At 71.3% G+C, this 15251-nt stretch carries 13 protein-coding genes; 7 read left to right on the plus strand and 6 right to left on the minus strand.

The annotated features are described in order from the left end of the window. Positions 1-226: 226 nt before the first annotated feature. The 5 genes from D7147_RS20120 to D7147_RS20140 all read left to right on the plus strand — a co-directional run bounded on the left by D7147_RS20120 (position 227) and on the right by D7147_RS20140 (position 6169). Positions 227-1900, plus strand: coding sequence for an ABC transporter substrate-binding protein (locus tag D7147_RS20120; protein ID WP_120679990.1), 1674 nt, complete (start codon positions 227-229; stop codon positions 1898-1900). Positions 1901-1997: 97 nt separating this feature from the next. Beyond that, the gene (locus D7147_RS20125; RefSeq protein ID WP_120679992.1) at positions 1998-3005 is read left to right on the plus strand and encodes an ABC transporter permease; all 1008 of its coding nucleotides are present in this window, start codon (positions 1998-2000) and stop codon (positions 3003-3005) included. Then, positions 3002-4015, plus strand: a complete 1014-nt coding sequence (locus tag D7147_RS20130; RefSeq protein WP_120679994.1) for an ABC transporter permease — start codon at positions 3002-3004, stop codon at positions 4013-4015. The genes D7147_RS20125 and D7147_RS20130 overlap by 4 nt, the downstream gene beginning before the upstream one ends. 73 nt (positions 4016-4088) lie before the next feature. After that, positions 4089-5075, plus strand: a complete 987-nt coding sequence (locus tag D7147_RS20135; protein ID WP_120679996.1) for an ABC transporter ATP-binding protein — start codon at positions 4089-4091, stop codon at positions 5073-5075. Continuing rightward, positions 5072-6169 carry an ABC transporter ATP-binding protein gene (locus tag D7147_RS20140; RefSeq protein WP_120679998.1) on the plus strand — a complete coding sequence of 366 codons (1098 nt, stop codon included), beginning with the start codon at positions 5072-5074 and terminating at the stop codon, positions 6167-6169. Before D7147_RS20135 ends, D7147_RS20140 begins: the two co-directional genes overlap by 4 nt. Before the next feature lie 216 nt (positions 6170-6385). Here the strand turns inward: D7147_RS20140 and D7147_RS20145 are convergent, their stop codons facing one another. After that, complete coding sequence (locus D7147_RS20145) at positions 6386-6844, minus strand: hypothetical protein (protein WP_407663371.1); 459 nt, start codon at positions 6842-6844, stop codon at positions 6386-6388. Next, entirely contained in the window at positions 6841-7485 is a 645-nt protein-coding gene (locus D7147_RS20150) for an HNH endonuclease family protein (RefSeq protein ID WP_120680000.1), read from the minus strand. Before D7147_RS20150 ends, D7147_RS20145 begins: the two co-directional genes overlap by 4 nt. A gap of 108 nt (positions 7486-7593) precedes the next feature. Here D7147_RS20150 and D7147_RS20155 point away from each other — a divergent pair, with 108 nt between their 5' ends. Then, a complete protein-coding gene (locus tag D7147_RS20155) occupies positions 7594-9087 on the plus strand; it encodes an MFS transporter (RefSeq protein WP_120680002.1) in 1494 nt (497 codons plus the stop codon). Positions 9088-9127: 40 nt separating this feature from the next. Here the strand turns inward: D7147_RS20155 and leuA are convergent, their stop codons facing one another. Together leuA and D7147_RS20165 are read right to left on the minus strand one after the other, a co-directional pair. Next, a complete protein-coding gene (leuA, locus tag D7147_RS20160) occupies positions 9128-10879 on the minus strand; it encodes a 2-isopropylmalate synthase (RefSeq protein ID WP_120680004.1) in 1752 nt (583 codons plus the stop codon). A gap of 236 nt (positions 10880-11115) precedes the next feature. Beyond that, on the minus strand, positions 11116-12387 hold the full coding sequence (locus D7147_RS20165; protein WP_158609368.1) for an MFS transporter: 1272 nt from the start codon (positions 12385-12387) through the stop codon (positions 11116-11118). A gap of 79 nt (positions 12388-12466) precedes the next feature. Here D7147_RS20165 and D7147_RS20170 point away from each other — a divergent pair, with 79 nt between their 5' ends. Further along, the gene (locus D7147_RS20170) at positions 12467-13465 is read left to right on the plus strand and encodes an ArsR/SmtB family transcription factor (protein ID WP_120680007.1); all 999 of its coding nucleotides are present in this window, start codon (positions 12467-12469) and stop codon (positions 13463-13465) included. Here D7147_RS20170 and D7147_RS20175 read toward each other — a convergent pair whose 3' ends face one another. Beyond that, complete coding sequence (locus tag D7147_RS20175) at positions 13466-13993, minus strand: nitroreductase family protein (RefSeq protein WP_120680009.1); 528 nt, start codon at positions 13991-13993, stop codon at positions 13466-13468. 84 nt (positions 13994-14077) lie between these two features. After that, a complete protein-coding gene (locus tag D7147_RS20180; protein WP_233563256.1) occupies positions 14078-14974 on the minus strand; it encodes a hypothetical protein in 897 nt (298 codons plus the stop codon). Positions 14975-15251 lie beyond the last annotated feature (277 nt).

Raw genomic sequence — 15251 nt, forward strand, 5'->3', positions numbered from 1 at the left:
CCCCGGCGGGCGTACGTCTCGATGCCTTGCACAGTCGACAAATCGCTTATCTCCGTAGTCAGGCATGTGTCGCCCTCAACCTCTGGCGGGCCTTCGGGTGTCAGAAGGTGTCGGCTTGATAGCGATTACCTCACGGGCGTTCCACTTCCTGGTTGACCTGTCATAGCCTCCCGCACACGGACCGAGCCACGACTTCGTGTGGTCAGGCGCATGACAGAGGTGAGAGATGCAGGCGAGAAGGCTTAGAACGGCCGTCGCGATCGCGGCCGTCACCGCCCTGGCGGTAGGGGCCGCCGGGTGCGCGGAGAGTGAGCGTGACGGCGACAGCGGAGAGGCCAAGACCGGCGGCACCTTCATCTTCGCGGGTGCCGGTGACCCGAAGAACTTCGATCCGAGCTTCAACGACGACGGGGAGTCGTTCCGGGTAATCCGGCAGATGTTCGACACCCTGGTCACCCACAAGCCGGGCACCGCGGAGCTGACGGGCGGCCTGGCCGAGAGCTGGGAGCACGACGCGTCCGGCAAGGTCTGGACCTTCAAGCTGCGCCAGGGCGTGAAGTTCCACGACGGTACGCCGCTCAACGCGGCAGCGGTCTGCTACAACTTCGACCGCTGGTACAACATGAAGGGCGCCGCGGCCCAGGCGAACATGATCTACTACATGGACACCTTCGGCGGGTTCGCCAAGAACGAGGCCGAGGGTGCCGGCGAGTCGATCTACAACAAGTGCGAGGCCAAGGACGACGGCACCGCCGTCCTGACCTTGAACCGGTACAAGGGTGCCTTCCCCGGCGCCTTCGCGCTGACCTCGCTCTCGATCGCGAGCCCCGAGGCGCTGAAGAAGTACGACGCCGACACGGTCACGCAGAACGGTGACTCGTTCGCGTACAGCGCGTTCGCCAACGAGCACCCGGTGGGCACCGGTCCGTTCACCTTCGGCGGCTGGGACAAGGCCAAGGGTGAGATCACCCTGAACAAGAACCCGGACTACTGGGGTGACAAGGCCAAGGTCGACAAGCTGATCATCAAGATCATCAAGGACGAGAACACCCGCAAGCAGGAGCTGCGGGCCGGTACCGTCCACGGCATCGACTTCCCGGCCCCCGCCGACCGCAAGGCGCTCGCCGACGAGGGCTTCCAGGTCATCGACCGCCCGGCCTTCAACATCCTCTACCTGGGCATCAACCAGAAGAACCCGAAGCTGAAGGACCTGCGGGTGCGCCAGGCGATCGCCTACGCGCTCAACCGTCAGCAGCTGGTGCAGACCAAGGGCCCGGGTGGCTCGAAGGTCGCCGACGAGTTCCTGCCGGACACCGTGCTCGGCTACGCCCCGGACGTGCAGAAGTACGCGTACGACCCGGAGAAGGCCAAGCAGCTGCTCAAGGAGGCCGGCGCCGAGAACCTGACGCTGAACTTCTACTACCCGCCGGACGTCACCCGGCCGTACATGCCGAACCCGCAGGAGATCTTCACCATCCTCGCCAACGACCTGCAGGCCGTCGGCATCAAGGTGAACGGTGTGCCGCGTCCGTGGAACGGTGGCTTCAAGGACGACGTGCAGACGTTCGGCAAGCACGACCTGCACATCCTCGGCTGGACCGGTGACTACAACGACCCGGGCAACTTCGTCGGGACGTTCTTCGGCCGGGCCAAGGCGGAGTTCGGCGACCAGGCGATGACCGAGATGTTCGAGGCCATCACCAAGGCCGACGGCACCGTCGACGAGGCGGCCAAGAAGGCCGCCTGGGAGCAGGTCAACCGGGACATCGCCAGCAAGTGGCTGCCGGCCGTTCCGGTCTGGCACGCCCCGCCGGCCATCGTCGTCACCAAGGACGTCGAGGGCATGGTGGCGAGCCCGCTGACCGACGAGCGGTTCAACACCGTCAGCGTCAAGCAGTGACGCCGATCGGCTGACGCCGTAGGCGGAATCGGCCCGGGTTGGGGGTTTCCCCCGCCCGGGCCGATTCCGCGACCATCGAGAGTCTGGTGTGTGAGAGATGTTGCGAGTCATAGTCCGCCGCCTGCTACAGCTGGTGGTGACGCTGATAGCGCTGTCGGCGCTGATCTTCATCTGGCTGCGGAACCTGCCCGGCGGCCCGGTCGACGCGCTGCTCGGTGAGCGGGCCACCCCTGAGACCCGCGCCCTGCTGACGAAGGCGCTCGGCTACGACCAGCCGATCCACGTGCAGTACGGCAAGTTCATGCAGCGGATCCTGACCGGGGACTTCGGCAACTCGATCCGCACCGGCGATCCCGTCATCGAGGTGATCGGCCGGGCCTTCCCCGCCACCTTCGAGCTGGCCCTTGCCGCGATGGTCATCGCGGTCGGCCTCGGCATCCCGCTCGGCTACCTCGCGGCCCGCTGGCGCGGCCGGTCGCTCGACCACCTGACCGTGGTGGGCACGCTGCTCGGCATCTCGATCCCGATCTTCTTCCTGGGCTACCTGCTCAAGGACGTCTTCACCCAGAACATCCACTGGTTCCCCCCGTCCGGTCGGGTCGGCATCGGGCTGGACAACACCAACATCACCGGCTTCTTCGTCCTCGACGGACTGCTCACCCGGGAGTTCGACGCGGCGGCGGACGCGCTCTGGCATCTGATCCTGCCGGCACTCACCCTCGCCACCATCCCGCTGGCGGTCATCGTCCGGATGACCCGGGCGAGCGTGCTCGACGTGCTCAACGAGGACTACGTACGCACCGCCGAGGCCAAGGGCCTTCGGCACCGCACCATCCGGAAGCGACACATCCTGCGCAACGCGCTGCTGCCGGTGGTCACGACCATCGGTCTGCAGACCGGCGCGCTGCTCTCCGGCGCGGTCCTCACCGAGAAGGTCTACAACTGGGGCGGCCTCGGCACCCTGATCACCGACTCGATCACCGGCAGCCGTGACTACCCCGTGCTCCAGGCACTGATCCTGCTGGCCGCGTTTGTCTTCGTGGTGGTCAACCTGCTGGTCGACCTCTCCTACGCCTTCATCGACCCGAGGGTGCGTGTGCGATGACCGAACCCACCACGCAGGCAGGTACCCCGGCTCCCCGGCGCAAGGACGAGCGTCCGGGCGGCGGGAACCTCAACCGGCTCGGCGACCGCAAGAAGGCGCGCCTGGAGGAGCTGGCCCGCGCCAGCTCCGGCAAGGGCGGCGTCAGCCTCTTCCGGGACGCGCTGCGCCGGCTGCGGCGGAACCCCGCCGCGATCGTCGGCGCCACCATCATCGGGCTCTTCGTGCTCGTGGCGATCTTCGCGCCGCTCATCGCCCCGCACGACCCGGTGCAGCGCTTCGACGAGTTGACCAGCAAGCTCGCGGCCGACAACATCCCCGGACCCACCGACGGATTCCCGCTCGGCTCCGACGAGCTGGGCCGGGACCTGCTCTCCCGGCTGATCTACGGCAGCCGGCAGACGCTCTTCGTGGGCGTCCTCGCCACCCTCATCGGGCTCGCCATCGGTGTGCTGTTCGGCGCGATCGCCGGCGCCTTCGGCGGCTGGGTGGACAACATCCTCATGCGGGTCACCGACGTGATGCTGGCCCTGCCCGCCCTGCTGCTGGCGATCACGCTGGTCGCCCTCGCCAGCCGGTCGAGCCAGTGGACGGTCATCATGGCGGTGGCCATCGTCAACGTGCCGATCTTCGCTCGGCTGCTGCGCGGATCGATGCTCGCCCAGCGGGAGAGCGACCACGTGTTGGCCGCCCGGGCGCTCGGCGTGAAGCAGCGCAGCATCGTCCTGCGCCACATGCTCCCCAACGCCATGACGGCGGTGATCGTGCAGGCCACGCTGACGCTCTCCGTCGCGATCATCGAGGCCGCGTCGCTCTCCTTCCTCGGCCTCGGCGACCCGGACCGGGACCGGGCCGAGTGGGGCGCGATGCTCGGCGACGCCGGCGTCCGCTACTTCGAGGTACGCCCCGAACTGGCCTACTACCCGGCGCTGGCGATCATCGTCGTCGCGCTCGGCTTCACCCTGCTCGGTGAGGCGATGCGTGAGGCCATCGACCCGAAGAACCGGCGGTGACGACGATGCGAGACGACAGCGTCGGCCGACGGCGGCCGCGAGGAACGGACCAGCACGGTGAGGAAGTGACCCGATGAGCCTGCTCGACGTACGAGATCTGAGCGTCGTGTTCCAGCGGCGCGGCGAGCAGCCGTTCACGGCGGTCGACAAGGTCAGCTTCACGGTGGAGCCGGGGCAGACCGTCGGCCTGGTCGGCGAGTCGGGCTGCGGCAAGAGCGTGACCAGCCTGGCGATCATGGGTCTGCTCCCCAAGCGCGGCAACAAGGTCGACGGGGAGGTGCTCTTCGACGGCACCGACCTGCTGAAGTTGCGGCGCGACGACATGCGGGACCGGCGCGGCCGGGACATCGGCATGATCTTCCAGGACCCGCTCTCCTCGCTGAACCCGGTCATCCCGATCGGCGTCCAGGTCGCCGAGGTCCTCGAACGGCACCAGGGGCGCGACCGCAAGCAGGCGCTGCGCGAGGCACGCGAGCTGCTGGACGCGGTCGGCATCCCCGACCCGGACCGGCGGCTCAAGGAGTACCCGCACCAGATCTCCGGCGGTATGCGCCAGCGGGCGCTGATCGCCATCGCGCTGGCCTGCAAGCCGCGGCTGCTGATCGCCGACGAGCCGACCACCGCGCTGGACGTGACCATCCAGGCGCAGATCCTGACGCTGCTCAAGCAGTTGGTGGACGACACCGGGACCGCGCTCATCATGATCACTCACGATCTGGGTGTGGTGGCCGGCCTCTGCGACACGGTCAACGTGCTCTACGGCGGCAAGGTGGTGGAGCGGGCCCGGCGGCACGAGCTGTTCGCGCAGCCCCGGCACCCGTACACGCACGGGCTGCTCAACTCCGTGCCCCGGCTCGACTCGATCCGCGGCGAGCGGCTGCACGCGATCCGCGGCTCGGTGGCCGACAACATCCCGTGGGGGGAGGGCTGCGCCTTCGCGCCGCGCTGCGACAACGTTGTCGACGCGTGCCTCGAAGGACCGCCCCCGCTCGAACCCACCGCCACCGGCGGCGACCTGCGCTGCAACAACCCCGTTTCCGAGGAGGTGGCGGTACCGTGACCGAGCGGACCGGACCACTGGTCGAACTGCGTGACGTGAAGGTCCACTTCCCGATCAAGAGCGGCGTGGTCTTCGACCGCACCGTCGGCTACGTCTACGCGGTGGACGGCGTCTCGCTCTCCATCAACGCGGGTGAGACGTATGGGCTCGTCGGCGAGTCGGGCTGCGGCAAGTCGACGCTCGGCCGGGGCCTGCTGCGGCTGGTCGAGCCGACGGACGGCGAGATCGTCTTCGACGGCACGGACGTCCGCGCGCTCAAGGGCGAGACGATGCGCCGGGCCCGACGGCGGATGCAGATGATCTTCCAGGACCCGCTCTCCAGCCTGGACCCGCGCCAGTCCGTGGAGTCGTTGCTGGTGGAGGGTCTCAAGGCGCACGGGCTGGCGAACGACAAGGCGGAGACGAGCCGGCGGCTGCGCGAGGCGCTGGAGGCGGTCGGCCTGCCCGCCTCGGCGCTCACGAAGTACCCGCACGAGTTCTCCGGCGGCCAGCGTCAGCGGATCGGGATCGCCCGGGCGCTGGTGCTCGACCCGGACCTGATCGTCGCCGACGAGCCGGTCTCCGCGCTCGACGTGTCGATCCAGGCACAGGTGCTCAACCTGCTCAAGGACCTGCAGGCCGAGCGGGGCCTCACGTATCTGATCATCGCGCACGACCTGGCGGTGGTCCGGCACGTCGCGGACATCGTCGGGGTGATGTACCTGGGCGGGCTGGTCGAGGAGGCCTCCAGCGAGGATCTCTACCGCGAGCCGATGCACCCGTACACCCGGGCGCTGATGTCGGCGGTGCCGGTGCCGGACCCGGTGGTGGAGGATCGCCGCGAGCGGATCCTGCTCGCCGGCGACCTGCCTTCGCCGTCGAACCCGCCGGCCGGCTGCCGCTTCCACACCCGCTGCCCCTGGGCGCAGCCGACCCGCTGCGGCGACGAACGGCCGGCGCTGCGCGAGGTGACCTCGGGCCACCGGGTGGCCTGCCACTTCGCCGAGGAGATCGCCGCCGGACGGATCCGGCCGCACGAGGTGGAGCCGGAGCTGGTCCGGCCGGCCGACGGGGCGGCCCCCGGTGACCCGGGCGAACTGATCCCGACGCTCTGACCGCCCGGCCGGTGGTCGCGCCGCCGGCCGCCACCGGCGGAACGTGATGCCGCAGAGGCAGCTCGATGCCTCTGCGGCATCCGGCGTCCGAGCCCCGGTGCGCGGGCCGGGACGGCCTTGCAACCTGCCGGGAGCGTTCAGCCGAGCGGGATGGCCCGGAGACCTGCCGGGAGCGCTCAGCCCTCCGGGCGGGACGGCTTGACCTGCCGGAAGCGCTCAGCCCTCCGGGCGGTCGAGCAGGCCGACGGCGATGCCGTGCACCGCGTCCAGTCCGGCCGGATCCGGCAGGGCGGCCCGACCGCCGGTGACCGCGTACCACTCGTCGGCGTCCTTGTACTGCACCGTGAGGGCGACCTGCCCGTCGGTGTACTCGGTCCGCAGGGTCAGCTCGCCGGTGACGACGCCGACCTCGTCGGTCATCACCCCACCCGGACCGGCCACGATATCGGTGCTCCGGCTCTGCGGGGCACCCGCGACGGAGGTGCCGGCACCCGCCGCGGGGACGCCGCTCTCCGCGTCCGCCTGCATTCCGGCGCCGGGCACCGCCGTGGTGGCGGCCGCCGGCCCGTCGGCGTTCATGCCGGCACCGGGCACCGTCCCCGGCGCTCCGGCGTCGCCGTCCGCGTTCATGCCGGCCGTCGTCGGCTCCGGCCCGGTTCCCCCGCGCGCACTCATGCACAGCCCTCCAGCATGTCGGTCAGGGCGGTCTTCTCGGCGCTGGTCACCGTCAACCGCCAGTGGTGCTTGACGGTTACCCAGTCTTCGGCGTACTGGCACCAGTACGACCGGTTCGCCGGTTTCCACTGGGCCGGGTCCTGGTCGCCCTTCGACCGGTTGGAGGATGCGGAGACCGCGATGAGCTGCGGACGGCTGGTGTCGTTGGCGAAGTCGCCGCGATCGGTGTCGTCCCACTCGTCCGCGCCCGAGCGCCACGCGTTGGCCAGCGGGACGACGTGGTCGATGTCGACGTCGGAGGGGTCGGTGAAGGTCCGGCCGTCGTAGGCGCTCTCCCACCGGCCGCCGACCACGTTGCAGCCGGAGAGCTTGATGTTCTCCCCGTCACGCTTCAGCACGGTGTCGCGTACGTCGCAGTTCGTGCCGGTGTCCCGCCAGTGCGGGAACCGCGCCCGGCTGTAGCCCTTCATCGAGCCGGCGCTGGCGACGGTGAGCTGGCCGAGCATCTCCGCCGCGTTGCCGCCGGTGCTGCTCGGCGCGGCCTCCGGCTCGTCCACGGGCATGCAGCCGGTCACGCCGAGCGTCAGCGTCGCGGCGAGCACGGCCGCCGCGGCCGCGCGCGGTCCTGATCTGGTACGCACAGACGACACCTCTCCAGCTTGCGGGCTTCCGGCGATCCCGCACAGTACCCAAGCACGGTTTCGGCGTTTCGTGGCGTCTCACAGATGGTGAGTGGATGATGGGTACCCGTGTCTCAACCCTCACCTGCCCTGCGGATAGGTACCGCCGCTGGTCGCGGGACCCTGCTCGCCACGGTCCTCGCCTCCGGAATCGTCTTCCTCGACAGCACCGTGGTCAACGTGGCGCTGCCCCGGCTCGGCTCCGACCTGCACGCCACCGTGGCCGACCTCCAGTGGACCGTCAACGGCTACATGCTGATGCTCGCCGCGTTCGTGCTGCTCGGCGGGTCGCTCGGGGACCGGTTCGGCCGACGCCGGATCTTCCTGCTCGGGGTGGTCTGGTTCACCGCCGCGTCCATGCTCTGCGGCCTGGCGCAGGGAACCGGCTGGCTGATCGGCGCCCGGTTCCTCCAGGGCGCCGGCGGCGCCCTGCTCACCCCCGGCTCACTCTCGGTGCTCCAGGCCAGCTTCCACCCGGACGACCGGGGCCGGGCGATCGGCGCCTGGTCGGGGCTCTCCGGCGTCTCCACGGCGATCGGCCCGTTCATCGGCGGCTGGTTGATCGACGCGCTCTCCTGGCGATGGATCTTCTTCCTGAACCTGCCGCTCGCGGTCCTCGTGGTGCTGGCCACGCTGCGCTGGGTGCCGGAGAGCCGCGACGAGGACGCGTCGCGGACCCGCGTCGAGGGCGACCGGCACCGGCGGTTCGACGTGGCCGGCGCCCTGCTCGGGGCGCTGGCCCTGGGCGGGGTCACGTACGCGCTGATCGACGCGCCCGACCGTGGCTTCGGCGCGCCGCCGGTGTGGGGTTCGGCGCTGCTCGGGCTGGTTGCGGGAGTGGCGTTCGTGCTGCTGGAACGGCACCGGGGCGAGGCCGCGATGCTGCCCACCGGGCTCTTCGGCCGCCGGCTCTTCTCGGTGCTGAACATCTTCACGGTGGTCGTCTACGCCGCGCTCAGCGGCTTCACCTTCTTCTTCGCCGTCTACCTGCAGAACGTGCTCGGCTGGTCGGCGCTGCTCACCGGGGTCGCGCTGCTGCCGTGGACCCTGCTGATGCTGGTGGGCTCGGCCCGGGCGGGGGCGCTCGCGGCCCGGATCGGGCCTCGGCTGCCGCTGACCGTGGGTCCGGTGGTGGCCGCGGCCGGGCTGCTGCTGTTGCGGCGGGTCAGCCCCGGCGCGTCGTACTGGACGGACGTGCTGCCCGGAGTGCTGCTCTTCGGCGCCGGGCTGACCCTGGTCGTGGCGCCGCTCACCGCGTCCGTGCTGGCCGCGGCGGCGGACCGGTTCGCGGGCGTGGCCAGCGGGTTCAACAACGCCGCGGCCCGGGCCGGCGGCCTGCTCGCGGTGGCCGCGCTGCCGCTGCTGGTCGGGCTCTCCGGCGAGGGGTACGAGCAGCACGCCGCCCTGGCCGACGCGTTCCGCGGCGCGCTGCTCTGGTGTGCGGGTCTGCTGCTGGCCGGCTCGGTGCTGGCCCTCCTGCTGATCCACCGCCCGCCGCGGGAGGCGCCACCCTCCCAGCCCTGCCCCACGCTCCCGGTCTCGACCCCGCCGGCGAAGAGCTGAGGCGCAGGGGCCTCCGGCGGACGGAGGCCCCTGCCCGGTGTCAGCGGCGGGCGCGGTTCACCGCGCTGGTCACCGCCTTGATCGAAGCGGTGACGATGTTCGCGTCGACGCCGACACCCCAGACGGTTCCGCCGTCGACCTCGCACTCCACGTACGCGGCGGCCTGCGCGTCCCCGCCGGAGGAGAGCGCGTGCTCGTGGTAGTCGAGGACTCGTACGCCCACGCCCACCGAGTGCAGCGCATTGACGTACGCGTCGATCGGGCCGTTCCCGACGGCGGTGAGCGTCCGGTGCTCGCCGTCGACGCCGGCCCGGGCCTCGATCTCTACCTTGCCGTCGGCGGTGCCGATCGTGTAGCCGGCCAGCGTGACCGCCGGCTCGGGCTGGTGGTCCACCAGGTAGTTGCGGGCGAAGATCTCCCACATGGCGGCCGGCTCGACCTCGCCGCCGCCGTGGTCGGTGACCTGCTGGACCACTCCGGAGAACTCGATCTGGAGCCGGCGCGGCAGGTCGAGCTGGTGCTCGGTCTTCATGATGTACGCGACGCCGCCCTTGCCGGACTGCGAGTTGACCCGGATGACCGCCTCGTAGGTGCGGCCCAGGTCCTTCGGGTCGATCGGCAGGTAGGGCACCGCCCAGGGGTGCTCGTCGACGGGGGTTCCGGCCGCCGCGGCGTCCGCCGTGAGGGCGTCGAAGCCCTTCTTGATGGCGTCCTGGTGCGAGCCGGAGAAGGCGGTGTAGACGAGGTCGCCCGCGTACGGGTGGCGCTCGTGCACCGGCAGCTGGTTGCAGTACTCGACGGTCCGCTTGACCTCGTCGATCCGCGAGAAGTCGATCATCGGGTCGATGCCCTGGGCGAAGAGGTTCAGCCCGAGGGTGACCAGGTCGACGTTGCCCGTGCGCTCACCGTTGCCGAAGAGGCAGCCCTCGATCCGGTCCGCGCCGGCCAGCAGGCCCAGCTCGGCGGCGGCCACGCCGGTGCCGCGGTCGTTGTGCGGGTGCAGGCTGAGCACCAGGCTGTCCCGGCGGGGCAGGTGGCGGTGCATCCACTCGATGGAGTCCGCGTAGACGTTCGGGGTGGCCATCTCGACGGTGGCCGGCAGGTTGATGATCAGTTTGCGGTCCGGCGTCGGGTCGATGACGTCGATCACCCTGGAGCAGACCTCCAGCGCGTACTCCAGCTCGGTGCCGGTGTACGACTCCGGCGAGTACTCGTAGTGGATGTCGGTGTCCGGGGTGTGGATCTCGGCGTACTTGCGGCACAGCCGGGCGCCGGTGGTGGCGATGTCGGTGATGCCGTCGCGGTCCAGGCCGAAGACCACCCGGCGCTGGAGCGTCGAGGTGGAGTTGTAGAAGTGCACGATCGCCCGCTTGGCGCCGCGCAGCGACTCGAACGTCCGCTCGATGAGGTGCTCCCGGCACTGGGTGAGCACCTGGATCGTCACGTCGTCCGGGATCAGGTCCTGCTCGATGAGCTGCCGTACGAAGTCGAAGTCGGTCTGGCTCGCCGACGGGAAGCCCACCTCGATCTCCTTGTAGCCCATCTGCACGAGCAGCTGGAACATCCGCCGCTTGCGTTCGGGCGACATCGGGTCGATCAGGGCCTGGTTGCCGTCGCGCAGGTCGACGGCGCACCAGCGGGGTGCGGCGCCGACGTGCCGGGTCGGCCAGGTCCGGTCCGGCAGGTCGACGCGGAACTGCCGTTGGTAGGGCTCGTAACGCTGGAACGGCATGCCGCTGGGGCGCTGCCGGGCGAACGGATCGGTCTCGACGTCGGTGACGGTGTCAGTCATGACGGAGTGGTCTCCTGAACAGGTGGCGTCAGCAATCGGAAGGTGTCGGCTGGTGCCGGGCCACGATGCTCCGGCGGTGCCGATGGGAAGTTCGGATGTGCTGGACGGCGCGAAGCGACTCCGCGACGAGGTGCCGGCCGGTCAGGCCTCGTCGCGGCGGCCAAGGAGAAGAAGCGCCCGCCACATGACCAAGTCACCGTACGTGATGGAACCGGGGGTGGAAAGGTAGGTCCGGATTATGGGACCGGCGTCATGGCCGGCTCCGGGGCCGGGGAACCCAGCCTCGGCGTCCGTCCCGCCCAGGCCACCGCGGGTACGATCGCCAGCCCGATCAGCACGAAGATCGCCGCCGCCGGGAACCAGCCCCAGCCCCCGGTGGTCACCCCGAGCGCGGTCAACCCCGCCGGAGCGATCAGGTACTGCACCTGCTCGCCGAGCCGCAGCGCCCCCACGTACGCGCCGCGCTGGTCGTCCGGCGGCAGGGTGGCGGTGAGCCCCCAGGTGCCCGCCGACTCGATCAGCTCGGCCAGGATCAGCAGCGTCGCGGCAGCCACCAGCACCACCACGGTGAGCAGCCCCCGGGTGACCCCGGAGATCGGCAGGACCAGACAGAACAGGGCGATCAGCAGACCCCCACGACGGGAGGCCCGCGCCGCACCCGCGGCGGTGTCGGCGCCCCGGCTGACGCGCACCTGGAGCAGCACGATCAGAACCGTGTTGAGCAGCACCAGAGCGGCGATCACCGCCTTCGGGGCGTCGGTGTGGGTGAGGATCCAGAGCGGCATGACCGTCAGGTAGAGCACTCCGTGCGCGGTGAGCAGCCCGGAGAGCAGGGACACCGTCATGAACGGCCGGTCCCGCAGCACGGCGAGCCGACCCATCGGTTCCACCGGCCGGGTCACCTGCGGCAGCCGGGGCAGTCGTCGTACGAACAGGGCCGTCACCAGGATCACGGTCGCGATGAACCAGACCATTCCCCGGTACGCCTCGATCGTGTCCACGGCCAGCACCACACCACTGATCACCGCGCCCAGCCCGAACCCGACGTTCAACGACGAACGCTGGTACGCCATCGCCGTGACCCGTTCGGCCGGGGGGAGCGCGTTGATCGAGTAGACCTGGCGGGCCACGCCGGTCGACGCGTCCACCGCCGCCAGCGCCACCACCACGGCGAGGAAACCGGCGAAGCCGCCCACGAACGGGTACGTCGCGAAGAGCGCCGCGTTCAGCACCAGCCCGATGATCCAGACCCGCTGCGGTCCGTACCGGTCGGTGAGCCCGCCCAGCGGCACCGTGCCGAGCAGCGACACCCCTGCCGCGATGGACAGGCCCAGCCCGACCTGGGCGGCGCTGAGCCCCAGCGCCCGGGTGAAGAAGACGGCGCTGCCGGCGTGGAACAGGCCGCTGCCGACGGCATAGACCATGGCCTGCACGGCCAGCGCGCGGGTCAAGCCGGCCGGCGGTACGACGTTTGCGACAGCGGTACGGATGGTGTCTCTGGTCCCCATGGCCGGGAAGTGAACCGGGCCCCCACGACATCGGTCGAGCCTTTTAGGCTGGGCCGAATCCTGCTCCCGGGGAGGGCGCGTGTCCGAGTTGCGGTTCAGCCTGGCCGACGTGGCGGGCGTCCGGCTCGCCGTGTCACCGATCAACGAGACGGTCATGAGCATGTGGGCGCTGGCCAGTCCGGTCCGCTACGCGGTGCACCTGCCCTGGATCGACCGGGCCCGGGTGACAGTGCGCCGTCCCGAGGTCGCCGAGCGGGTCCGACCGCTGCGGGCGTTGGCCCGGCGGGGTTGCTGGCTGCCCGACTTCCTCACCCCGGCGGCCCGACCGAACGTGGAGATCGCCGAGCAGCTCGACCAGATCTCGGCGACACCACCGGCCGTGGTGGTCCAGGACCTGCTGGCGACCACCCCGCGCCGGCCGCTGAACGCGTTCGGGCAGGCGCTCCTCGCCGACCCGCGTGGGCTGTTGCCGCAGCTCGTCGACGCGGTGCGGGTCTGGTACGACGAGGCGATCGCCCCGGACTGGCCACGGATGCGGGCCGTGCTCGACGCCGACGTGGCGTACCGGGCCACCCAGCTCGCCGAGAACGGCGCCGGCCGGTTCTTCGAACAGCTCCACCCGAGCCTGCGCTGGCTCGGCGACCGGGTGGTCAGCGACGACCCGTTCGAACGGGACTTCGACCTCCGCGGTCGCGGACTGGCGCTGAACCCGACGGTGTTCAGCGGGCAGCAGGTGCTGTGGAACCTGCTGGAGGACTCGCTGCCGGCCGGGGCGTACCCGGTGCGGGCGGTCGGGACGCTCTGGGAGGCGACCCCGCCGCCGCCCGGCGACTCGCTGGCGCGGGTGGTCGGCCCCGGCCGAGCCGCGCTGCTGCACCTGCTCGAGACGGCGACCACCACCACTGACCTGGCCCGACTCACCGCGATGTCCGCCGGAGGTGTCTCCCAGCACCTCGGCGCGCTGCACGCCGCGGGTCTGGTCTCCCGGTCCCGGCAGGGCCGGCACGTCCTCTATCGCAACACCGACGCCGCGAGGGTTCTGCTCCGGGCCAGCCGCGGCGGTGACCCGATCGGGTAGTCAGGCGAGCAGCAGGTCCGCGACGGGGTGGCGATGCCGCAGGCCGACCTCCCGACGACGCAGCTCCTCCGGCAGCGTGAACGGGTCACCGATCCGGCCGACGGCCGCGACGACCAGCGGGTGGACCTCGCCGGGAAGGTCGAGCTCCAGGGCGAGGCCCGGCCGGTCGAAGCGGGTGAGCTGGTGCACGTGCAGGCCGAGCGCGGTGGCCTGCACGGTGAGGTGGGCAACGGCCTGGCCCAGGTCGTACGCGGCCCGCTCGTCGTCGCCCGTGTGCGCCCCCACCAACAGCGCGGAGGCGTGCCGCGCCCAGCCCTGGTCGTCGACCGGCAGGCAGGTCAGGATCCGCTTCCACGTCTCGTCGTCGCGGTGGCCGAGCGCGAACCGCCAGGGTTGGCGGTTGCCCGCCGAGGGGGCCCAGCGGGCCGCCTCCAGCAGCGAGGCGGCCTCCTCCGGGTTGAGCTCGGTGCTCGGGTCGAACGCCCGAGGGCTCCAGCGGAAGGCGAGCAGCGGGGTGAGGTCGGGCATGGGATGAAGCGTCCCGTATGGTCGATTCGCCCTAGCGACCCGGGGTGCCGAATGTGGGCAATAGCACCCGTAACGGTATGAAGATCACTGCGTTTGGGGGCTCTGGCTGCCGGGCGAATCGGGCGAGTTGGGTGAATCGGGTGAGTCGGGCGATGGCGGCGCGGCCGTGCCGAGCGGCTCACCCTCGACGATCGGACCGGCCAGCTGCACGGTGGACGGTGCCGGAGCGGGCGTACCGGCCAGCGTGAGCGTGCCGTACTCGGTGCGGACCGCCGTCGGCGTGCCGTCCCGGTCGTAGCAGTAGATGCCCACGTCGAGCGGGGCGTTCAGCGAGGCCGAGGTGGTCTCCACCGAGTAGCAGGCGCCGGGCGCGTCCGGAAGCGGCTGGGCCGGTGAGACCGACAGCGGGGCGCGCCGGTCGGTGAGCACCTCCAGCCAGTCGGTGAACGGGTGCTGCACCCGGGGATCCAGCCGGCGCGGGATCGCGTCGTCGGGGTCGCCGAGGCGTACGCAGCCCGGCGGCTCCGGGCGGGCGGCCGAGGGCAGGGCGCACTGGAAGAGCCCCTCGGTGTTGGCCGCCAGCGAGATGTCCGAGGCGCCGCCGAGCGCGCCACCGGGCACGTCGACCCGCCAGCTGCCGTCGTTCGCGCTGGTGACGACGATCGTCCGGTCCGACTCGCCGCCGCGGCTGAACCGGTAGTGGGCGGTCAGGTGCCGGTCCTGCGCCGCCGCGGCGAGCGCGGCCAGCTCGTCCCGGGCGGCGTCGACCGCGACCGGGCCGGCGCTGATCGGTGGGGGAGCCGGCGGCGGGTCGGCGGAGCAGGCGACGAGGAGCGCCGGCAGGGCGAGCGCGAGGAGCGCCATCGGGGCGGACAGTCGCGGGCGGGCCGCCACCGCCTCGACCGTGGGCGTACCGGTCGTGTGGCGGTCGAGGGTGCGCGGGCCGGTCGCGGGCCGGTTCGGTCGGGAGAGGTCGTACACCGCCTCATTCTCCGGCGCACGAGCCCGCTGCGCCGGTCCGCCCGCCATCGGCGATCGGCGTGTCGCGGAGGGCGACCGGGACCGGCGCGCCGAGGCCCTCCTCGGACCGGGTGTTCCCGGTGTCCGAATCGACGCTGGTCGCGGCGGCTGCGAGGCGGTGCGGGCCGGGGCGTCGGGGCCGGATGGTGGGATCACCTGACCCGGCGGCCCGAGCGGCCCGATACCCTGGGGAGGTCTGACGCGCGCCGCCGGCCCCGTGACCGGCGGCGTCGGCACG

It is taken from the genome of Micromonospora musae, from assembly GCF_003626545.1.
In the GTDB taxonomy this organism is placed as follows: Bacteria; Actinomycetota; Actinomycetes; order Mycobacteriales; family Micromonosporaceae; genus Micromonospora; species Micromonospora musae.